Origin of the sequence: Nocardioides houyundeii (assembly GCF_002865585.1) — a bacterium.
Lineage (GTDB): Bacteria > Actinomycetota > Actinomycetes > Propionibacteriales > Nocardioidaceae > Nocardioides > Nocardioides houyundeii.
Genome location: NZ_CP025581.1, coordinates 2,359,383 through 2,379,644, shown reverse-complemented (window position 1 = coordinate 2,379,644; position 20,262 = coordinate 2,359,383). Strand labels below are relative to the sequence as shown.

Below are 20,262 nucleotides of genomic sequence, written 5' to 3'. Positions count from 1 at the left end.
GTCTGACGGGGGGAGCGCGGCCGGATCAGGCTGACGGGCGGCGTCCCGTGGCGGCCTCGCGCAGGGCGCGCAGCGCCCCGGTCGACCACAGCGCCCACAGCACCAGCAGCGGCTGGAAGAAGAGCCGGACCAGTCGGGCCCGGTCACTGTCCAGGCCGAAGGCGTCGGTTCCTTCGACGTACTGGGCGATGTTGCCCGGGAACACCGCGACGAAGAAGCCGGCCGTCACGATGCCCACGAGCACCTTCGGGCGGGCCAGCAGGAGCAGCCCGAGGCCGAGGCCGATCTCCGCCACGCCCGAGACCACGACCACCACGTCGCTGTCGACGGGGAACCAGGAAGGGACCTGCGCCTGGAACTCCTGGCGGGCGGTGGTGAGGTGGGTGGTGCCGGCGAAGAGCAGTGCGGCGCCGAGCAGCCAGCGTGCGACGTCCTGGAGCCGGGACGTCGCCGGGGTCGGCGGAAGCAGCGCCGCGGCCCTCATCGGGGCTTGGCCTCGCCCCGGGCCACGGCCTCGTCGCGGCTGGAGCGTGCCCGCTCGAGAAGGTCCATCAGGTCGGCCTCCGCGCGTGCCTTCTCGCGGTACTTCGGGCCCAGCGCGATGATCTGCTCGCGCTCGGCGAGCAGCGCGTTGTAGATCCGCTCCCGCTCGGCCGGGTCGTGGGTGTACTCGGAGTCGAGGTACGCCGTGGCGTGGCGGCGGGCGTTCGCGATCGCCGTCTGCGCCTTGCCCGCGGGGCTGACCAGGGAGGCGACCACGGTGACGGCCAGCACGCCGATGATCACCGCGAGGGAAAGGCCGATGCCGACCTCGACGACCGGGACGTGCTCGCCGTCGTTGATGAAGGGCAGGTTGTTCTCGTGCAGCGCGTGCAGGATCAGCTTGACGCCGATGAACGCCAGGATCGCGGCCAGGCCGTAGGAGAGGTAGATCAACCGGTCGAGCAGACCGTCGATGAGGAAGAACAGCTGCCTCAGGCCGAGCAGCGAGAACGCCGTCGCGGTGAACACGATGTAGGTGTTCTGGGTCAGCCCGAAGATGGCCGGGATGGAGTCGAGGGCGAACAGGATGTCGGTGCCACCGATCGCCACCATCACCAGCAGCATCGGCGTCATGACGCGCTTGCCGTTCTCGACGGTGAAGAGCCTGTCGCCGTCGTAATGGTCGCTGGTGTGCATGAACTTCTTGGCGATCCGGATGATGAAGTTGTCCGCGCCGTGCTCTTCCTCGTCCTCCGGCTTGAGCAGGTTGCCGGCGGTGAGCAGGAGGATCAGGCCGAAGAGGTAGAAGATCCAGGCGAACTGGTTGATCAGCGCGGCGCCGAGGAGGATGAAGCCGGTGCGGGCGATGAGGGCGAACACGATGCCGAACAGCAGCACCTTCTGCTGGTCCTCACGGGGCACGCGGAAGCTCGCCATGATGATCAGGAAGACGAACAGGTTGTCGACCGAGAGTGCCTTCTCGGTGACGTAGCCGGCGAAGTACTCAGAGCCGGGGCCGCCACCGGCGAACAGCAGCATCCCGAGACCGAAGAGGATCGCGAAGCCGACGTAGAGGGCCGACCAGATGGCCGCCTCGCGCAGGGTCGGCACGTGCGCCTTGCGCACGTGGAAGATGAAGTCGAAGGCCAGCAGGCCCAGGATCCCGACGATCGTCAGTCCCCAGACGAGTGGGGTTACCTCCATGGCAGTTCGCTCCTCGAAGCCCGCGCGGACGCCGACGGGGAGCCGGCTGAGTACGCGCTCACGGAGTCCCGGAGCGCGCCCTCATTCTGCCATGTGACCCCTGACGTCGACCCGGCGTCGAGCGCTGGAACGTCCCGTGCTGGCCCGGCAGCGAGGGTTGCCTGTGACGCCCGTCACATGTTCTGCTGACCTTCCTACTCGGGGGTAATCAAAGGAGCTGTCGATGTCACCTTCTCGTCTCACCGCAGGACTCGCCGCCGCGGCGGCCATGCTGCTCATCCCGTTCTCCGCACCGGCCGCGCAGGCCGCGGAGGACCTGCCGCCCTTCTACCAAGCCCCCGCGACGCTCCCGGCCAACAATGGCGACGTGATCCGCAGCGAGCGACTGGGCTATCTGCTGGATCCCGCAGCGGTGAAGGACCTGGCCTACACCTCGACCCGGGTGCTCTACCGGTCCACCAACCGCACCGGCAGGGCCATCGCGGTCTCGGGGTCCGTCATCGTGCCGAAGGCGCCGTGGGTGGGCAAGGGCACGCGCCCGGTCATCGGCTACGCGGTCGGCACGCAGGGGGTCGGTGACACCTGCGCCCCATCCCGCCAGTTCAGCGAGGGCTTCGAGTACGAGTCGATCTTCATGGCCGGTCTCCTGGCTCGCGGCTACGCGATCGCGATGACCGACTACGAGGGCCTCGGCACCGCGGGGCTGCACACCTACATGGACCGCGAGTCGCAGGGTCACGCGGTGCTGGACGCTGTGCGCGCCGCGCAGCGGCTTTCTGGCACCGGGCTGTCCGGCACCAGCCCGGTGGGTCTCTACGGCTACTCGCAAGGTGGGGCCGGCGCCGCGTCCGCGGCGGAGCTCGCCGCTACCTACGCACCGGAGCTGAAGATCAAGGGGACGGTCGCGGGCGCGGTCCCGGCGGACCTGCGGGCGCTGCCGGGCGCCATCGACGGCACGCTCTACTCCGAGTTCACCTGGTACGCGATCGCCGGCCTCTCGGCCAGCTACGGGCTGAACATCAACGACTACCTCAACGACGCCGGCAAGAAGATGTTCGCCCGGATCTCCGACAACTGCGTCTTCGACCTTCTGGGATCCGCCTTCACCAAGTCCTCCGACTACACCGCGGACGGCTCCAGCCTCGGCCAGCTGATCGAGCGCGAGCCCTTCAAGACGATGATCGCCGAACAGCGCATCGGTCTGCGCAAGCCGAGCGCCCCCGTGCTCCTCACCCAGAGCCTGCTCGACGACGTCGTTCCCTACCGGGTCGGTCGACAGCTGGCCGTCGACTGGTGCGATCGCCAGGCCAACGTGCGACTCAGCACCAACGCCACCCCGCTGCACGTGGGCGGCATGCTCAACAACGCCACGGAGGTCTACGGCTTCATGGAGGCCCGGTTCGCCGGGCTGCCGGCCGCCAGCTCCTGCTGGAGGCTCTAGGTCGCGCGACTCGCGCGGAGTGGGCGGCGTGGGCGGCGTGGGTCTCCACCTCGGGGCGTGACCTTGGTCGCGCCCCGAGGCGACTCGGCCCTTCGTGTCCAGTTCGTGTCCTGGTGAACCCGTGGCTGGCTTGCATTCCTTGTCAAAGTTAATCAATCTTAGTGACATACAGGTCAAGTGATCCTGGATGCTGTGCTGACGTGCTTGTGTCAGCCGCTGAGACGGACCGAGCAAGGAGTCAGCATGTCGACATCACCGAGAGCCGCACGAGCGAAGGTGGTCGTCGTCGGTGCCGGCGCGAGCGGCACCCTGACCGCCATCCACCTGCTGCGCGAGGCGGGTCGACGCTCCACCGCCCTCGACGTGGTGCTCCTCGATCCCGCGGACCGATGGGCCCGTGGCGTCGCCTTCGGCACCCCGGACGAAGGCCACCTGCTCAACGTCACCGTGGCCGGGATGAGCGCCCTGCCCGAGGATCCCGCGCACTTCGTCTCCTGGCGGGCCCGGCACGTGGCCGGTTGCGACCCGGACCCCGCCGCCTTCGTGCCCCGGCGCCACTTCGCGCTCTACCTCGACGACACGCTCGCCGACGCGATCGCGGCGACCGCGGGGACGGTGGGGATCGAGCACGTCCGCGCCCGCGCCGTCGGCCTCCGGCGTACGTCGACCGGCTGCTCGGTCCTGACCGACCGCGGCGAGATCGAGGCCGACGCCGTGGTGGTCGCCACCGGCCTGCCCCAGGTGGGCCACGGCTGGGCGCCGGAGGAGCTGCGGCAGTCGGCGTTCTTCGTGGCCGACCCCTGGCAGCCCGGCGCGCTCGACGTCGTACGCCGGGACCAGTCCGGTCCCGCCGACGTGCTGGTCGTGGGCTCGGGGCTGACCATGGTCGACGTCGCGCTGTCGGTGGCCGGCCCCGGGGCCCGGCCCGACCGCCGCCTGTTCGCCGTGTCCCGGCGCGCGCGCCTGCCCAAGGCGCACCTGTCCACTCCGAAGCTGGCAGCCATCCCCGACATCTCCGACTGGGGCACCACGCTGGAAGAGGTGCGCAAGGCCACCGCCCAGCACATCGAGCAGGTGCAGGAGGCGAGCGGCGACTGGCGCCCCGCGGTGGACGGGCTGCGGTTCCGCGTGGCCGCCTTGTGGGAGCGGTTCAGCGAGGAGGACCGCCTGGAGTTCATGGCGCGTGACGCGGGGGAGTGGAACGTCGTCCGTCACCGGATGGCCCCGTCCAGCGCGGTGACCATGCGCGAGATGTGGGAGACCGGTCGGCTCTCGATCGAGGCGGCGGAGGTCGTCGCGGCCGAGCCCCTGCCCCGTGGTGGTCTGTCGGTGACCCTGTCGGACGGTCGCCGTCGCGACGTCGGCTGGGTGGTGAACTGCACCGGTCCGCAGTCCGACATCCGGCTCCTTGGCAACGAGCTGCTCGACGACCTGCTGCGGCCTCGCGCCGGCACCGCCCTGGCCACCATCGCCACTGCCGGGATGGGCTTCCGCACAGACGCCGGTCGCCTGGTCGACTCGGCGGGCACCGCCGACGCGCCCGTGTGGACCCTGGGAGCGCTGCGCCGCGGCGAGCTCTGGGAGTCGACCGCGGTGCCGGAGATCCGCACCCAGGCGCTGGCCCTGGCCTCCTCGGTGCTCGATGCGGTGGCTCCGCTGCCGCGCCGCCTGGAGGACGGCCGGCTGGTGGGCGGGCACCACCCGATCGCTCGCCCGCGGGACCCGCTCGGCCTGCCGCTGTCCTCGACCGCCGAGGCAGCGGCGGCGTACAACGCCGGACTGGAGCGCGTGATGCGCCTGCAGTCCGGTGGGGACGAGCTGATCCGCGAGGCGGCCAGGCTCGATCCCGACTTCGCGATGGCGCACGCGGCCCTGGCGATGCTGGGCCACGAGGCCGGCGCCGAGGCGGACGTGCGCGCCTCGCTGGAGGCGGCTCAGCTGGCCGTGGGCCGACGGGGCGATGCCCGCGAGCGCAGCTTCGTCGACGTGGTGACGCGCCGCGTCGACGACGTGCGCCGCTCCGGGGCCCAGGCCCTGATGTCGCACATCGCGAACTATCCGCGGGACGTGCTGGCCGTCTCCGCGGCCGTGCCGACCATCGCCTTCTCCGGGGTCACCGACGTGCAGCGCGAGTCCTGGGAGCTGGTCGAGGGTCTCGCCCCGGCGTACGGCGACCACTGGTGGTACATCTCGCTGCTCGCCTTCACCCGGCAGGACCAGAGCCGTTTCGAGGAGGCGGGGCTCCTCGCGGAGAGCGCCCTGTCGTGCGAGCCCTCGTCCGGGCACGCGGTGCACGCCCTGACCCACGTGATGTACGAGACCGGGCAGCACGAGGCGGGCCGGGTGTGGCTGGACCACTGGGTCGCCGAGAGTGGCCGGTCCGCCAGTCACCGGGCGCACTTCTCCTGGCACGCCGCGTTGCACGAGCTCGCGCTGGGCGACACCGAGGCGGTACGTCGGCGCTACTACTCCCAGCTCGCCCCGCCCGGGGTCTGTGGCGTCCGCTCCCTGGTGGACTCCGCGTCCCTGCTGTGGCGCTGGGGCGTCACCACCGCGGAGTGGGACACCGCGGCGGCTGACGCGCTGGGCGTGCCGGCGGCGTTCGCGGGCGAGGGGAGTGCGCCGCCGATGCGGTCCATCCTGGACTCCCTGTCCGGTCCCGACGAGGAGCTGTTGCTGAGGCCGCAGACGCCCTTCGTGGCGATGCACGCCGCGGTGGCCCTGGCGGGTGCCGGTGACGCCGCTCGGCTCGCCTCGCTGCGCGAGCACTGCGCGCGCTCGTCGGACACCGTCGTGGCCGGGGTGGTGACGGCGTGCTGCGACGCGCTGGCAGCGGTGCTGGAGCAGCGCTGGGCCGAGGCCGCCCAGCTGCTCACAGACCTGATGCCGGTGCTCGGGAGCGTCGGCGGGTCGGCGGCGCAGCGCGAGGTGATGGAGGAGACGCTGCTCTTCTGCCTCGTGCACGCCGGGCAGGCTGAGCCTGCCGCGACGCTGCTGGAGCGGCGCCTGGATCGTCGCCCGTCGCCCCTGGACCAGCGTCGGCTCGACGTGCTGGGGGGAGCGCAGGGGGCCGACGCCGCTCGGGTGCCAGCGGGCAGTGGAGCCTGAGCAGGCACCGGTGGACTCCGCGACCCTGCTGCTCACGGTCGCCGGGGCCGGCACTGTGATCCTGCTGGTGCTCTACGAGCAGTTCCAGGCCGTGCCGGGCGCGGCGGTAGCCTTCCTGGCCGCCCGGACGATCCTGGGCTGGGCGGATCCCGGGTAGGTCCGCCAGGGCGGGTGCGGAGCTGCCTCCGGCCAGGTCAGTACCCTGGATCCGGACCTCGTTGCCGGGAGCCGCCCGCAAGCCTGAAGGAGCCCCGCGTCTTGAGCACACCTGCCCTGCCACGTGCAGCCGTCCAGGATTCCGCGCTCAGCACCGAACCCACCGTCCGTGCTGCTCTGCGCTCACCCCGGCTGCTGCGCACCGAGGTCCTCGGCGGCCTCGTGGTGGCGCTGGCCCTGATCCCCGAGTCGATCTCGTTCTCGATCATCGCCGGGGTCGACCCGCGCGTGGGTCTGTTCGCCTCGTTCACGATGGCGGTCTCCATCGCCTTCCTCGGCGGTCGGCCCGCGATGATCTCGGCCGCCACCGGCGCCGTTGCCCTGGTGATCGCGCCCGTCGTCCGCGAACACGGTCTGGACTACCTCATCGCCACGGTGATCCTGGCGGGGATCCTCCAGGTCGCGCTCGGCCTCGCCGGGGTGGCCCGGTTGATGCGGTTCGTCCCACGCTCGGTGATGGTCGGGTTCGTCAACGCCCTGGCGATCCTGGTCGTCGTCGCCCAGGTCCCGTACCTGGTCGACGTGCCCTGGCTGGTCTATCCGCTGACCGTCGCGGCCATCGCCGTCATCGTCGCGCTGCCCAGGATCACCAAGGTTGTGCCCGCGCCGCTGGTGGCGATCGTGGTCCTGACGGTGTTCACCGTCCTCGGGGGGCTGGACGTGCCGACGGTCGGAGACGAGGGGGAGCTGCCCCAGAGCCTTCCGTCGCTGTTGCTGCCGGACGTGCCGTGGAACCTGACCACCTTGGAGATCATCGCCCCGTACGCGCTGGCGATGGCCCTGGTGGGGCTGCTGGAGTCGCTGCTGACGGCCAAGCTGGTCGACGACATCACCGATACCGGGTCCAACAAGACCCGGGAGGCCATGGGGCAGGGCGTCTCGAACGTGATCACCGGCTTCTTCGGCGGCATGGGCGGGTGCGCCATGATCGGCCAGACGATGATCAACGTGAAGGCATCAGGTGCCCGGACCCGGATCTCCACCTTCCTGGCCGGGGTCTTCCTGCTCGTCCTCGTCGTCGGGTTCGGGGACGCCGTGGCGGTGATCCCCATGGCGGCGCTGGTCGCCGTCATGGTGATGGTCTCGGTGGCGACCTTCGACTGGCACAGCATCCGTCCCGCCACCTTGGCCCGGATGCCGAAGTCCGAGACCACGGTGATGCTCGCGACCGTGGTGGTCACCGTCCTCACCCACAACCTCGCCATCGGCGTGGGGGTGGGCGTGCTGGTGGCCGTGACCCTGTTCGCGCGTCGGGTGGCGCACGTGACCGAGACCCGACGCGAGCTCGTCCAGGACGAGGACGGCACCCCCACTGCGGTCTACACCGTGACCGGCGCGCTGTTCTTCGCCTCCAGCAACGACCTCTACGAGCAGTTCGACTACGTCAGCGATCCCGAGCGCGTGGTGATCGACCTCAGCCGGTCCCACATCTGGGACGCCTCCACGGTCGCTGCCCTGGATGCGATCACCACCAAGTACGAGCGCAAGGGCAAGTCGGTGCGCATCGTGGGCCTCGACGAGGCCAGTGCCGAACGGCACGAACGACTCAGCGGCGAGCTGAGCTGAGGGTTCAAGGTGGCGCCGACGCCGGGCACGCGCGGGGTGGTGGCGGGACCGTCGACCCCGATCGGCCCGTGCGAGCATCCCCCTAGCTGATCGTGCGACCGATGGCCTCGGCGTCGTGCTTGGCGTCGGCGGTGTTGTACCGCCGCATCAGGTCGGCCAGAGTCCGTCGTTCCTCGAGCGTCCAGTCGGTCACCCGTTCACCGAGCAGGTCCAGGAGTGCTGCCCGGGCGGAACGCAGCAGTCGCTCGCCTTCCGGGGTGACTCGTAGGCATCGAGTCTCGTCGCGCTCGACCAGACCGCGTCGCGTCAGCCCAGCGAGCTGGCGGCTCACCGTCGACTTGTCGAGGCCGAAGACCTGTGCCAGGTCGTGGGCGCGCGCCCCGTCCGTGGTCCGGACGTACCCGAGCAGGCTGTACTCCGCGAACGACAGCTCGGGGGCGACCCGCTCGACCGCACCCCTGGCCCGGCGTCCGTACAGGGACAGCTGGTCGAGCAGATCTTCGTTGACCTGGGTCGCATCGGAATTCGCTTCTGCAGCCATGCGTTGTACTCTACAACAACACAGAGTTTCACTATGCAACCTCGAAAGGTCCTGATGTTCGACTCCCACGACGAGCGCCACGTGCTCAAGCACGTCGCCGTCCATCTGCTGATCCCGCTCTTCCTGGGAACCGGCATGGCCCTGGCCTACCTGGGTGGGTTCCACCAGCCGAGCCCGCACGACGTACGCGTCGACGTGGTCGGGTCGAGCGCGGAGGCGCAGGTCCTGGCCCAGTCCCTGCAGGAGGGCGTGGGTGATGCCCTGGACGTGCGTACCGTCGCCAACGCCGAGGACGCGCGCGACCGGATCGAGCACCGTGAGATCGCGGCCGCGCTGGTCCCGGGCGACGAGACCGCGACCCTGCTCTACAGCGACGCCGCGTCCGCGACCACCTCCAGCTCGGTGCTCACGGTCTTCCAGGCCGTCACCGAGAAGGAGGGGGTGCGGCTGCAGACCGAGAACGTCGTCCCCGTCGCGGCCCAGGGCGATCCCAGTGGGCAGAGCATGTTCTTCTACGTCGTCGGCCTGACCGTGGGCGCGTACGCGGCGGGCATCGCCATCGGGGCAGCGGGGGCGGGCCTGCGGATCCGGGTCCGCGTTGCCCTGGCGATCGCCGCTTCGGCGGTGCTCACGGCCCTGGTCACCGTCGTGGCCGGACCCGTCTACGGCGCGCTGCCGAGCCACGTGGCCCAGATCGGGCTCCTGGCCTGGCTCTACACCGCCGGCATCGTCCTCTTCGGCGTCGGTCTGCATCCGTTCCTCGGTCGGCTCACCACCCCGGCGATGGTCGGTCTGTTCGTGATGCTGAACTTCACCTCGGCCGGTGGCGTCTACGCTCCCGAGCTGCAGCCCGGCTTCTTCGGCGTCCTGCACTCCTTCTGGAACGGTGCTGCGCTCAACGAGATCGGGCGCAACCTCGTCTACTTCCCGCAGCTGGGTGTAGGACGCGAGATCCTCACGCTGGCGTTGTGGCTCGTGGCGGGCGCGATGCTCGTGGGTGCCTCCGGCCTGGCGGAGCGCCGCCGCCGGGACGCCGCCCATGCGGCCACCTCGTCGCCGGATCCGGTCGAGGAGGAGCTCGAAGAGGTCGTGGCCGTCGGCTGACCGACTGACACGTCCGCCTCGGGCCTTAAGACGGTAGTCCCTGCCCGGTCCCGGGTACATACCTCACCCCCGGGGCCCGACGACCCCGCGACCAGCCCACTCCCTCGACGAACGGATACTCAGATGCCCCCCACGTCCCTGACCGACAAGGCCCGGCAGATGCTGCAGAAGGCCAACCCAGCCGTGATCGCGACCGTCCGCTCGGACGGCCAGCCGGTCTCGGCGGCTACCTGGTACCTCCTGCGCGAGGATCGCATCCTCGTCAACATGGACGAGGGTCGCAAGCGGCTCGCCCACCTCAGGAAGGAGCCCCGCGTCTCGCTCACGGTCCTCGACGAGTCCTCGTGGTACACGCACGTCACGCTCATCGGTCGCGTCGTGGAGATCTACGACGACGAGGGACTCGCGGACATCGACGCCTTGTCCGCGCACTACACGGGTGAGCCCTACGCCCAGCGTGACCGCGCACGAGTGAGCGCCTTGATCGAGATCGAGCGCGTCCACGGCTGGGGGGCGCAGAAGAACAACGACCAGCCCGACGGCAGCCGGTAGCGGCTGGGGGAGGACGGGCCGAGGTCGCTCACCTCGGCCCGTCGTGGTCAGCGCACGTAGCGTGCCACCTTCGGTGCGGTCAGCCTGATCACCTTGGTGTTGTTGTTGCGCTTGCTGTCCGCTAGCGGCTGGCCGTAGTAGGTGTTCTTCGGGCTGGAGAAGAACGGCACCCGCACGCAGGTGTAGATCCCCGCGGCCTCGCAGGGGTTGTAGTACGACATCACGGAGATGTAGTTGCCGGCCGGGTTGGCGAAGCCGTAGGAGTAGGGCAGCTTCGACGCGTGCGAGACCCCGGGGTACTTGTTGTGGTCGGCGCCGAGGTTGTGCCCGATCTCGTGGGTCGCCACCAGGTAGGGCAGGCACTGGATCGTGGAGACCGACGCACCGGCCGCCGGGTTGGCGCTGCGGGGGGTGTAGGGAATCAAGCCGCCGCCGCACAGGCCGATCGAGTCGCCCGAGGTGAAGAGGTGCACGATGTCGGCGTGGTGGCGTCGGCGCACCCGCTGAAGGTTGTCGAAGCGACCGTCCCGCGCCCGACTCACGCGGAAGGCGTCCTTGATGGGGTTGGCGCTCTCCTTGCCCTTGGCCTTCACCACGCCCCGGAGCTTGATCTTGACCTTCAGCCCGGAGTTGGCGAAGGCATCGTTGGTCTGGGAGACCACGAGCGCGGCCGCGGACTTGATGCCGGCCTTCCCGCCGGCCGCGAGTCTGGCGGCCTTGGTGTAGCCGAACATCACGCCGATCTTGACCTTGCCGCGCTTCTTTCCGCCAGCCTGCCGGGCAGCGTCCGCCGCGGGCTCAGCCAGGAGCGCGTCTGCCCCGTCCGCGGGACGGGCGTCGTCGGTCGCGGGCATCTTGCGCTCGGCGACGTCGGTCAACCAGTAGTTGCCCCCGTCGGCGTGGGTGAGGGTGTGCACCCCCTCGGGCGAGATGACGGAACCGCGGTAGACGTCACCCACCTGGACGACCGTGAACGAGCTCATCGGCACTCCCTCGAGAGTGCCCCGCCAAGCGGTGTACGTCGGCTCGTGGTCGACTGCCTCGACCCGGGCCGTGGCGGCACCGTCGGCCAGGGGCAGCCCGACCCGCCGACCCGCCGCGGCCGGGAGCGCCGTGGGGTCGAGCGTGACGAGGCGGGAGCGGCCCTCCACCGCCGCCGGACCGGCAGACCGGGCCGAGACCGGGGCCGCCGCCGAGAAGAGCGCCGGGGCCTGGTCGGCGTACGCCGATGGGCTCTGGGCGGTCGACGGCAGGGGGGCCAGGGCCGCCCCGCTGAGGGCGAGGGCGCCCAGGGCGGCGAACCCGAGGCGCAACGGTGGACGGTGGCGCGTCTGGGAGATTCGCATGGGCCCTCCCTACCCCAGCCCCGTCGACGCCAAACGGCGGATGTGCCGGGTGGACCAGACCGAGAGCCCCACAGGACTGGGACGCTTACGTGCCGTCATTGGACTCGCGTGGGCCGCCGTGGGCGTCATCGGCGGGTGTCGGCTACCGCCCGTACGGCCGACGTGACAGACGTCGCGGAGCTGGACTCGTCGCGATCTGTGACTCGCTGAGTCGTCTCGCCGGCGTCCGTCGCGGCCCATGTGCCGAGGAGGTCGAGAGCGTCGGCGGAGGGGGAGCCGGGCTCGACGGCGTAGGCGTAGAGCCAGCTCTGGCCCTCGCCGATCTGCAACGCCTCGACCCACGTGACGATGTCGCCGACGATGGGATGGTGGAAGCGCTTGGGCCCGCGGCAGCGCGTGTCCACGTCGTGCTCGGCCCACCAGGTGCGGAACTCCGAGCTGGCCACGGACAGCTCGCCGACCAGCGCATGCAACTGCTTGTCCCGCGGATATCGGCCGGCTGCCTGGCGAAGTACCCCGACGCTCAGTCGGGCCACCATCTCCCACTCGACGAGCAGCTCGCGCGACGCCGGGTCCAGGAAGAGCCAGCGCGGGTGGCTGGCCGACGGCGACGGGACCGGCTCGAGTCCCGGGAACAGCGCGCGTCCCAAACGGTTCATGGCCTGCACATCGCCCCGCAGATCAACCACGATCGCCGGGGTCTGGAGGCTGTCGAGGACCAGCCGCATGCCCGCGTCGAGTGGCGGCACCTGCACCTGGTCCGGCTCCCGTGCGGTGATCGTGGACCTGACCAGGTTGTGGAGATGTTGCCGCTCGACCTCGGTCAACCGGAGCGCCCGGGCGATCGCGTCGAGCACCTGGTCGGAGGGTTGGAAATGCCGGCCCTGCTCGAGGCGGGCGTAGTAGTCGGGGCTGACGCCAGCCAGCATCGCAACCTCCTCGCGACGCAGCCCAGGAACGCGACGCTGGCCACTGGCGGGGACCCCCACGTCCGCCGGTTGCACGCGCCCCCGCCGGGAGCGAAGGAACTCTTGCAGGTCCCGATTCATGGCCATGGACCCAAGGGTAGGCGCGGTGCAGGAGATCCTGGGTGGGTCGCTGCGTCCTAGGAAGACGCAGTCCTTCTTCGAGGAAGCAAGGCTGCACACACTTCTCCCATGCCCACTTCAACAGATACGTCAGCAGCCCACCGGGCGATGCTTCGACTCCGGGAGGAAACGTCATGACTCAAGAGCGTGAGCCACAGGTCGCTCTGGTGACCGGGGCGAACAAGGGCATCGGCTTCGCCATCGCCTCAGGTCTGGGTGCGCTCGGGTTCGTCGTCGCCGTAGGCGCGCGCGACAGTGCCCGGCGCGGTGAGGCCGTCGGGCGCCTCGAAGCTGCCGGCATCGAGGCGTTCGGCGTTGCCCTGGACGTCACGTCGGACTCCAGCGCGGCGCAGGCCGCCGACATCATCGCCCAGCGCACGGGCCGGCTGGACGTACTGGTGAACAACGCCGGGCTGGCCGGCCGCAGCGACCACGGTGCGCAGGATCCAACGACGCTCGACCTCGACGTCCTGCGCACTGTCCTGGACACCAACGTCCTGGGCGCGGTGCGCGTGACGAACGCCGTGCTTCCCCTGCTCGCCCGTGCGCCGTCCCCGCGCATCGTGAACGTGTCGAGCAACATGGGGTCTCTCGCGCTCCACACCGGCCCGATCTTGGCGGCGTACGCGCCCTCCAAGACCCTGCTCAACAGCCTCACCGTGCAGTACGCCCGTCGGTTCGAGGGGACGAACATCATCATCAACGCCTGTTGCCCGGGCTACGTCGCCACCGACTTCACCGGGCACCTGCCGGACCGCACACCTGAAGAGGGCGCGGCCATCGCTGTCCGTCTCGCGACGCTCGCGGACGACGGGCCCCGGGGCGGCTTCTTCGACGACGGCGGGGAGGTTCCCTGGTGATCCTCCGGGCCCGTCCCGGTCCAGCAGTCCGGATCGTTCTAGGCATCTACCAGGGCGCCGGACGACAAGTCACCGCCTGAGTCCACGGTCAGTGGCGGTGCTTGATGGTCTTGGAGGCCGCCAGGCACGAGCTGGTGAACCCGCCGTGCGACACCTGGTCCCGCACGACCCGGGCACGGTAAGTGCCTGGACGGTGGGTGACCCGTATCGAGTAGTTGCCCTTGGTGTTGGTGACCGCTGTGGCGACCCGCTTCCAGTTACGGGTCTTGGTGTTGTAGCGGGTGAGGACGACCTTGCGGCCGCCGACGCATCCGGTGGTGGTGTCGGCGACGCCGAGTCTGCCGGCGAGCTTGAGCTTCGTGGTGCGTGCGACCTTGACGTGCGTGGCCCTCAGCTTGATTGACCGGGCGTGGGTGGCCTCGCAGGCGTCGCCGATGCCGTCGCCGTCGGTGTCTGTCTGGCCGGGGTTGGGGGTGGTGGGGCAGTTGTCGTGGGCGTTGTCGGTGCCGTCGGAGTCGAGGTCTGCGGTGGGTCCGTCGGTGTGGTCGGTGTCGGTGTTGTTGGGGATGCCGTCGCCGTCGAGGTCGCCGGTGGGTCCGTCGTTGTTGTTGGTGTCGCAGGCGTTGCCGATGCCGTCGCCGTCGGTGTCTGTCTGGCCGGGGTTGGGGGTGGTGGGGCAGTTGTCGTGGGCGTTGTCGGTGCCGTCGGAGTCGAGGTCTGCGGTGGGTCCGTCGGTGTGGTCGGTGTCGGTGTTGTTGGGGATGCCGTCGCCGTCGAGGTCGCCGGTGGGTCCGTCGTTGTTGTTGGTGTCGCAGGCGTTGCCGATGCCGTCGCCGTCGGTGTCTGTCTGGCCGGGGTTGGGGGTGGTGGGGCAGTTGTCGTGGGCGTTGTCGGTGCCGTCGGAGTCGAGGTCTGCGGTGGGTCCGTCGGTGTGGTCGGTGTCGGTGTTGTTGGGGATGCCGTCGCCGTCGAGGTCGCCGGTGGGTCCGTCGTTGTTGTTGGTGTCGCAGGCGTTGCCGATGCCGTCGCCGTCGGTGTCTGCTTGGCCGGGGTTGGGGGTGGTGGGGCAGTTGTCGTGGGCGTTGTCGGTGCCGTCGGAGTCGAGGTCTGCGGTGGGTCCGTCGGTGTGGTCGGTGTCGGTGTTGTTGGGGATGCCGTCGCCGTCGAGGTCGCCGGTGGGTCCGTCGTTGTTGTTGGTGTCGCAGGCGTTGCCGATGCCGTCGCCGTCGGTGTCTGTCTGGCCGGGGTTGGGGGTGGTGGGGCAGTTGTCGTGGGCGTTGTCGGTGCCGTCGGAGTCGAGGTCTGCGGTGGGTCCGTCGGTGTGGTCGGTGTCGGTGTTGTTGGGGATGCCGTCGCCGTCGAGGTCGCCGGTGGGTCCGTCGTTGTTGTTGGTGTCGCAGGCGTTGCCGATGCCGTCGCCGTCGGTGTCTGTCTGGCCGGGGTTGGGGGTGGTGGGGCAGTTGTCGTGGGCGTTGTCGGTGCCGTCGGAGTCGAGGTCTGCGGTGGGTCCGTCGGTGTGGTCGGTGTCGGTGTTGTTGGGGATGCCGTCGCCGTCGAGGTCGCCGGTGGGTCCGTCGTTGTTGTTGGTGTCGCAGGCGTTGCCGATGCCGTCGCCGTCGGTGTCTGTCTGGCCGGGGTTGGGGGTGGTGGGGCAGTTGTCGTGGGCGTTGTCGGTGCCGTCGGAGTCGAGGTCTGCGGTGGGTCCGTCGGTGTGGTCGGTGTCGGTGTTGTTGGGGATGCCGTCGCCGTCGAGGTCGCCGGTGGGTCCGTCGTTGTTGTTGGTGTCGCAGGCGTTGCCGATGCCGTCGCCGTCGGTGTCTGCTTGGCCGGGGTTGGGGGTGGTGGGGCAGTTGTCGTGGGCGTCTTCGATGCCGTCGGAATCGGTGTCGAGCTGGTAGGTGTACGTCCCGGCGGTCACCACCGAGCTGGTCCCGTCCGGGGTGGTCACCGTGACTGCGACGTCACTGGGTCTGCGGGCCGGGGTGATCGCGGTGATCTGGGTGGGGGAGTCCACGGTGTACGTCGTCGCGGAGGTGGCACCGAAGACCACGTCGGTGACGTCGGCGAAGCCGGTCCCGGTTATCACCACCGATTCGCCACCCGTGGTGCGACCCACCGCGGGCGACACCCCGGACACCACCGGCACCGACGAGGGGCCGCCGATCGCCGAGGCGGGACTCCCGTAGCCGATCTCCGAGACCGAGTCGGAGCCCTGGTTCGTCACGAAGGCGGTGTGGGTGACGGGATCGACCGCGACGGCCACGGGCTGCGTCCCGACGGGCACCGTGGCGACGACGTCGCCGGTGGAGGAGTCGATGACGCTCACGGTGTCGTCCCCGCGGTTTGTCACGTAGGCCGTGTGGGTGGAAGGGTCGATCGCGATCCCGCTGGGGGCGTCGCCGACGCGGATCGTGTCGAGCTCGCCGAGGTCGGAGCCCCGCAGCACGGTCACGATGTCGTCGTCGCGGCTGGTCACGGAGACCGCATGTGTCGTCGGGTCAAGCGCGGCGGCCAACAGGCCACGCCGTATGCCTGCCGTCCGGCCCACAGTGAGGGTCGTGGTGTCGACGACGGTCACGCTGTCGTCCACGGTCCGCGTCACGTACGCGGTGTGAGTGGAGGCGTCGAGCGCGATCGCGCTCGGGGTGGCGCCGACCTCCACGCTCCCGGTCGACGTCATGGTCGCCGCGTCGACCACCGCTACGGCTCCGTTGCCGGCGTCGGCGACGTAGACCCGATTGGTCGTGGGGTCGAACGCGAGCCCGACCGGCAGCGCGCCGGTCGGCAGGTCCACCGAGTCGGTGACGCGGCCGTGCGCCATGTCGACCACCACGAGCTGCGAGGTGCTCCGGACGGCGACGAAGGCGCGTCGGGAGGAGGTATCGACCGCGACGGCGGTCGGGTCGGTCCCGACCGCGACGCGGGTGACGTCCCCGGCCGCGTCGAGGAGAGCCAGGGTCCCGGTGCCGCTCTCCACCACGGCGGTCGTGCCCGCCCTGTGGTCCACCGCGACGGCGTTCGGAGCACGGCCGGTGCCCAGCGGGTCCGTCGCGGTCACGGCAAACGCCTTGGGTGCCACCGAGAGGACTGCGGTGGCGGAGAAGGTGCCGGAGCCCGGGTCGGTGTAGGTGGCGGTGACCTCGTGCTCCCCGGGCTGCGTCGAGGTGCAGACCGCACCGCTGCACGTGCCACCCCCGGCGATGGTGAAGGTCGCCTTGTCGGTCACCACATACTGTTGGGTGCCCGAGGCATCGGCGAGCAGCGCGGCGAATGTCTGGGACTGGCCCGCGCGGATCGTGCCGCGTGGCGGCCCCACGACGAGGTGGTCGGCGGCCGGGGACCCGACAGCCACCGTGGCGTAGGCGGACAGCGAACCGGTGAGGCCGTTGACGGCCGCAACCACGAACGTCGAGACGGACCCGTCCCGGGTCGGGACGCCCGAGAGCACCCCGCTCGCCGGGTCGAGGGAGAGACCGGCCGGGAGCGTGCCGATGACCACGCGGAACCGGGCCGCGGGCTGCCCGGCCGGCACCGTGGCGGCGAACGTGTAGGAGTAGCGCGAACCGACCGACGCACTCCTCGGCGGGGTCGACGCGGTGAACCTCGGCGACGGGGCGAACGTCACGACGGCGACGGGCATGGCCATCCCGGAGCGCACGGTGGTCGGCGATCCGCCGCCCGCGGGGACACGCAGGACCCGGCCGTTGCCGGTGTCAGCGACGAGCACGTTGCCCGCGGCGTCGAACGCCGCGGAACTGGGGCGGGACAGCCCGCTGCCGACCGGACTCGGCGTCCCGCCGACGGGGAGCAGGACCACCCGGTCGTTGTCGGTGTCGGCCACCAGCACGTCGCCCACGGCGTTCGTGGCGACGCCGAGCGGGCCCCGGAAGCCGGAACCGACCGTCTTGAGAGGTCCACTGCCCGCGGGCAGCTTGACGATCCGGTCGTGGTCGGTGTCGGCGATGTAGATCGTGCCGAGGAGGTCGACGGCTACCGCAGTGGGTGCGGCCAGGTCGGAGCGCCAAAGGTCGGACCCGGTGGATCGGCCGGCGAGCACCTTGACGATCCGGTTGTTGCCCGTGTCTGCGATGTAGACGTTGTCGGCGCTGTCGACCGCGACCCCGTGCGGGCTGCGCAGTCCGGAGCCGATCGTGACAGGGGCGCTGCCGTCGGCCGGGAATCGCGTCACGCGGTTGCTGGACACGTCGGCGACGTAGACGTTGCCAACGCTGTCGATCGCGACCGAGGCCGGGGCGAGGAGTCCGGTCCCGACCGCGTGGGCTGCTCCGCCGCCTGAGGGAAGGCCGACGACGCGGTCGGCGCCGTACTCCGCGACCAGGACGTCGCCGCTGCGTACGGTTACCGGCAACTGGTAGGAGACGGAGACGCTGCCGTCGCCGGTGCCGACGCCGTCGGCGACGTTGACACCGGTCGTGGCGCTCCCGGCGAAGCTGGACCCACCGCCACCGCCACCGCCGCCGCCGCCCCGCTGGGCGACGAAGATCCAGTCGGTGAAGCCGTGGGTGCCCTGACCGCCGCCGCCGCCGCCGAGGTGTCCACCGCCCCCGCCTCCGCCGTTGCCCTGGTGCAGGTTGTCGCATACCCCCTGAGCGTCGCTCCCAGCGCCGCCGGTGCCCGGGGTGCCCTTGGCGCCGGCATGTCCACCGCCCGCACTGTCCCCACCTGCGCCGGTCGCACCGGAGTCACCGCCGTAGCCGCCGGCGTTGCCCTTTTCCCCGGTGCCGCCGCGGGCGCCGGCCGTCCCGGTGGTACCGCCTACACCGCCTGCGCCGCCGCTACCGCCGTTGGAGCCGTAAGCCTTTCCGCCGCCCCCGCCCCCGCCGCCTGCGATGACGACGGAGGCGTCGCCGGTGGTGCCGAACTGGGATGCCCCACCGCCGCCGGATGCCCGGTCGCTGTCGGGTTCGCAGTCGCGGGACGCGCCGCCCCCGAAGTAGCCGCCGGCTTGGCTGGTGGTCGTCCCGCCGACCTGCACGTCGTAGCTCTGCCCGGGCACGACGGGCACGGTCGCGAGTACGCGGGCGCCGGCGCCGCCGGGCGCCCCGGACGGGGGCGTTCCGCCCTGCGCGCCGGTCACCGTCACCTTGACCTGCCGGACGCCGGCGGGTGCGGTCCACCGCTGGAGCGCACCGGTCTTCGCGAACGTGTCGGTGCAGACGTTGGCGAGGTCTCCACACACGCGAGTGGGTGACCCCACGGCGGCGGTCGCGGGTCCGGCGAGCGCCGTCGTCCCCACGAAGCCAGCCGTCACCAGGGTCATCGCACCGATCACGACAGCCCCCAGTGCCCGACGGCCCGGTCGACGGACGGTTGCGTTGCGGGACATGACACGTCGAGCAGACATCAAGGACTCTCCAGGGGCGCAGCGACAGGGAGGCGGCCGCACCAACCCAGCCACGTAGCCGACGCTGCTGCGAGCGGGCGCTGATCAGGAGGAGGCGATCGCGAGCACGATAGTCCGGGTGGCGTGGACGATGTGCCCGAATCCGGAACCTCGGATGGGTGGTCTAGAGGGCATGGGTCGTGGCACGAATCATCTGGTTCCTCGCGGTCGTGCGATGGGCGACCGGGGAGGTAACGCGAAGCAGCGGCGTCGGAGCCGTGAGTGTCCGTAGTGTCGCCGCAGCAGCGCCGCTGTCCCGACCCCATGGTCAACCACCCACCTGCAAGGAGCATGACCTTGAAGCTGTCGATCGTCGACCTCGGGACCGTCGCGCCCGGTACCTCCGAGAGCGACGCCTTGGCTGACTCGCTGGAGGCCACTCGCCATGCGGAGCGGCTTGGATTCCACCGGGTCTGGTTCGCCGAGCACCACTTGAGTCGCTCCGGTGCCTCGCACCACCCCGAGTTGCTGATCGCGGCAGCGGCCGTGCAGACCTCGAGCATCAGGTTGGGCTCCGGGGCGGTGCTGATGAACCACTACAGCCCGTTCAAGGTCGCCGAGCTGTTCCAGCAGCTTGAGGCGATGGCCCCGGGCCGCGTCGACCTGGGGATGGGACGTGCCACAGCCGGCCCGGTGATCGACCTCGCGCTTCAGCAGGACCGGCAGAAGCGACTGCAGCTGGACCACCAGCAGCAGGTGCTGGAGACGCTTTCGTGGCTGTATGGGACGTTCCCCGAGGACCACGCGTTCGCCGGGAAGCCCCTCATGCCGACGGTGCCTCACGTCCCGCAGACGTGGTTACTGGGATCGAGCCCCAACGGTTCCAACCTGGCGGCCGGGCTCGGTATCGGTTACACGTTCGCCGGATTCATCAACCCGCCCGGGGCTGCCCCGGCCCTGCGCCACTATCGCGAGTCGTTCCGCCCACAGGGCTTCGGCCTGGAGTCGCCGCGCGCGATCCTCGCGGTCAACGTCACCGTCGGAGACACCGCGGCCGACGGTCAGCGACTGGCGGGCTCGGCCAAGGGCTTCTACGCCCGGTTGGGCCGGATGGGCGGCGGGGCCACGATCCCCTCGGCCGACGAGGCCGCTCGCGAGCTCACCCCGACCCAGCAAGCGGAGCCGACCAGCATCACCGACGGTCAGTGGCCGCGGTTCGTCGCCGGTGGCCCCGACGACGTCCGCGCGACCCTGGAGCAGATGGTCGAGAAGAGCGGTGCAGACGAGCTGATGATCCAGAACCTCATCGCCGATCCAGCCGATCGCATGCGCTCCCACGAGCTGCTCGCTGAGATCTTCGCCCTCACACCCCGCGGCGCTGCCCGCACGGTCTCCGGTCGGTGAAGTTCG

The 20,262-nt window shown here is 70.6% G+C and carries 14 protein-coding genes; 8 read left to right on the top strand and 6 right to left on the bottom strand.

The genetic code is table 11. The annotated features are described in order from the left end of the window. Nucleotides 1–25 precede the first annotated feature (25 nt). Nucleotides 26–484, bottom strand: coding sequence for a DoxX family protein (locus C0R66_RS11415; protein WP_101524797.1), 459 nt, complete (start codon nucleotides 482–484; stop codon nucleotides 26–28). After that, entirely contained in the window at nucleotides 481–1,686 is a 1,206-nt protein-coding gene (locus C0R66_RS11410) for a TerC family protein (RefSeq protein WP_101524796.1), read from the bottom strand. The genes C0R66_RS11415 and C0R66_RS11410 overlap by 4 nt, the downstream gene beginning before the upstream one ends. Before the next feature lie 223 nt (nucleotides 1,687–1,909). Here C0R66_RS11410 and C0R66_RS11405 point away from each other — a divergent pair, with 223 nt between their 5' ends. The 4 genes from C0R66_RS11405 (at nucleotide 1,910) to C0R66_RS11395 (ending at nucleotide 8,017) form a co-directional block, all read left to right on the top strand. Continuing rightward, entirely contained in the window at nucleotides 1,910–3,127 is a 1,218-nt protein-coding gene (locus C0R66_RS11405; protein ID WP_101524795.1) for a lipase family protein, read from the top strand. Nucleotides 3,128–3,370: 243 nt separating this feature from the next. After that, nucleotides 3,371–6,235 (top strand): FAD/NAD(P)-binding protein, encoded by a 2,865-nt coding sequence (locus C0R66_RS11400; protein WP_199286649.1) that lies wholly within the window; start codon nucleotides 3,371–3,373, stop codon nucleotides 6,233–6,235. 10 nt (nucleotides 6,236–6,245) lie between these two features. Further along, nucleotides 6,246–6,392: a hypothetical protein gene (locus C0R66_RS18700; RefSeq protein ID WP_158648012.1), complete on the top strand. Its 147-nt coding sequence runs from the start codon at nucleotides 6,246–6,248 to the stop codon at nucleotides 6,390–6,392. A 101-nt stretch (nucleotides 6,393–6,493) separates the two neighbouring features. Next, complete coding sequence (locus C0R66_RS11395; RefSeq protein WP_101524793.1) at nucleotides 6,494–8,017, top strand: SulP family inorganic anion transporter; 1,524 nt, start codon at nucleotides 6,494–6,496, stop codon at nucleotides 8,015–8,017. Nucleotides 8,018–8,099: 82 nt separating this feature from the next. Here C0R66_RS11395 and C0R66_RS11390 read toward each other — a convergent pair whose 3' ends face one another. Then, nucleotides 8,100–8,558: a MarR family winged helix-turn-helix transcriptional regulator gene (locus tag C0R66_RS11390; RefSeq protein WP_158648011.1), complete on the bottom strand. Its 459-nt coding sequence runs from the start codon at nucleotides 8,556–8,558 to the stop codon at nucleotides 8,100–8,102. 33 nt (nucleotides 8,559–8,591) lie between these two features. Here C0R66_RS11390 and C0R66_RS11385 point away from each other — a divergent pair, with 33 nt between their 5' ends. Together C0R66_RS11385 and C0R66_RS11380 are read left to right on the top strand one after the other, a co-directional pair. Further along, nucleotides 8,592–9,662, top strand: coding sequence for a hypothetical protein (locus C0R66_RS11385; RefSeq protein ID WP_199286648.1), 1,071 nt, complete (start codon nucleotides 8,592–8,594; stop codon nucleotides 9,660–9,662). A 123-nt stretch (nucleotides 9,663–9,785) separates the two neighbouring features. Continuing rightward, a complete protein-coding gene (locus C0R66_RS11380) occupies nucleotides 9,786–10,214 on the top strand; it encodes a PPOX class F420-dependent oxidoreductase (RefSeq protein WP_101524790.1) in 429 nt (142 codons plus the stop codon). A gap of 47 nt (nucleotides 10,215–10,261) precedes the next feature. On the opposite strand, the gene C0R66_RS11375 is transcribed toward C0R66_RS11380, so the two are convergent. Together C0R66_RS11375 and C0R66_RS11370 are read right to left on the bottom strand one after the other, a co-directional pair. Beyond that, on the bottom strand, nucleotides 10,262–11,560 hold the full coding sequence (locus C0R66_RS11375) for a zinc-dependent metalloprotease family protein (protein ID WP_101524789.1): 1,299 nt from the start codon (nucleotides 11,558–11,560) through the stop codon (nucleotides 10,262–10,264). Between the two features lie 125 nt (nucleotides 11,561–11,685). Further along, nucleotides 11,686–12,609, bottom strand: coding sequence for a helix-turn-helix transcriptional regulator (locus tag C0R66_RS11370; RefSeq protein ID WP_240311686.1), 924 nt, complete (start codon nucleotides 12,607–12,609; stop codon nucleotides 11,686–11,688). A gap of 173 nt (nucleotides 12,610–12,782) precedes the next feature. Here C0R66_RS11370 and C0R66_RS11365 point away from each other — a divergent pair, with 173 nt between their 5' ends. Continuing rightward, the gene (locus C0R66_RS11365) at nucleotides 12,783–13,508 is read left to right on the top strand and encodes an SDR family oxidoreductase (protein ID WP_101524787.1); all 726 of its coding nucleotides are present in this window, start codon (nucleotides 12,783–12,785) and stop codon (nucleotides 13,506–13,508) included. Between the two features lie 88 nt (nucleotides 13,509–13,596). On the opposite strand, the gene C0R66_RS18695 is transcribed toward C0R66_RS11365, so the two are convergent. Continuing rightward, entirely contained in the window at nucleotides 13,597–18,873 is a 5,277-nt protein-coding gene (locus C0R66_RS18695) for a thrombospondin type 3 repeat-containing protein (protein WP_158648010.1), read from the bottom strand. A 330-nt stretch (nucleotides 18,874–19,203) separates the two neighbouring features. Between C0R66_RS18695 and C0R66_RS11330 the strand changes: the two genes are divergently transcribed. Beyond that, nucleotides 19,204–20,256 (top strand): MsnO8 family LLM class oxidoreductase, encoded by a 1,053-nt coding sequence (locus tag C0R66_RS11330; protein ID WP_199286647.1) that lies wholly within the window; start codon nucleotides 19,204–19,206, stop codon nucleotides 20,254–20,256. The last annotated feature ends 6 nt before the right edge of the window (nucleotides 20,257–20,262 follow it).

Bases quoted from the DNA above. Each gene is read 5' to 3' on its own strand.
- C0R66_RS11415 (WP_101524797.1), bottom strand. From the start codon at position 484: ATGAGGGCCGCGGCGCTGCTTCCGCCGACCCCGGCGACGTCCCGGCTC.
- C0R66_RS11410 (WP_101524796.1), bottom strand. From the start codon at position 1,686: ATGGAGGTAACCCCACTCGTCTGGGGACTGACGATCGTCGGGATCCTG.
- C0R66_RS11405 (WP_101524795.1), top strand. From the start codon at position 1,910: ATGTCACCTTCTCGTCTCACCGCAGGACTCGCCGCCGCGGCGGCCATG.
- C0R66_RS11400 (WP_199286649.1), top strand. From the start codon at position 3,371: ATGTCGACATCACCGAGAGCCGCACGAGCGAAGGTGGTCGTCGTCGGT.
- C0R66_RS11390 (WP_158648011.1), bottom strand. From the start codon at position 8,558: ATGGCTGCAGAAGCGAATTCCGATGCGACCCAGGTCAACGAAGATCTG.
- C0R66_RS11385 (WP_199286648.1), top strand. From the start codon at position 8,592: ATGCAACCTCGAAAGGTCCTGATGTTCGACTCCCACGACGAGCGCCAC.
- C0R66_RS11380 (WP_101524790.1), top strand. From the start codon at position 9,786: ATGCCCCCCACGTCCCTGACCGACAAGGCCCGGCAGATGCTGCAGAAG.
- C0R66_RS11375 (WP_101524789.1), bottom strand. From the start codon at position 11,560: ATGCGAATCTCCCAGACGCGCCACCGTCCACCGTTGCGCCTCGGGTTC.
- C0R66_RS11370 (WP_240311686.1), bottom strand. From the start codon at position 12,609: ATGAATCGGGACCTGCAAGAGTTCCTTCGCTCCCGGCGGGGGCGCGTG.
- C0R66_RS11365 (WP_101524787.1), top strand. From the start codon at position 12,783: ATGACTCAAGAGCGTGAGCCACAGGTCGCTCTGGTGACCGGGGCGAAC.
- C0R66_RS18695 (WP_158648010.1), bottom strand. From the start codon at position 18,873: ATGTCTGCTCGACGTGTCATGTCCCGCAACGCAACCGTCCGTCGACCG.
- C0R66_RS11330 (WP_199286647.1), top strand. From the start codon at position 19,204: ATGACCTTGAAGCTGTCGATCGTCGACCTCGGGACCGTCGCGCCCGGT.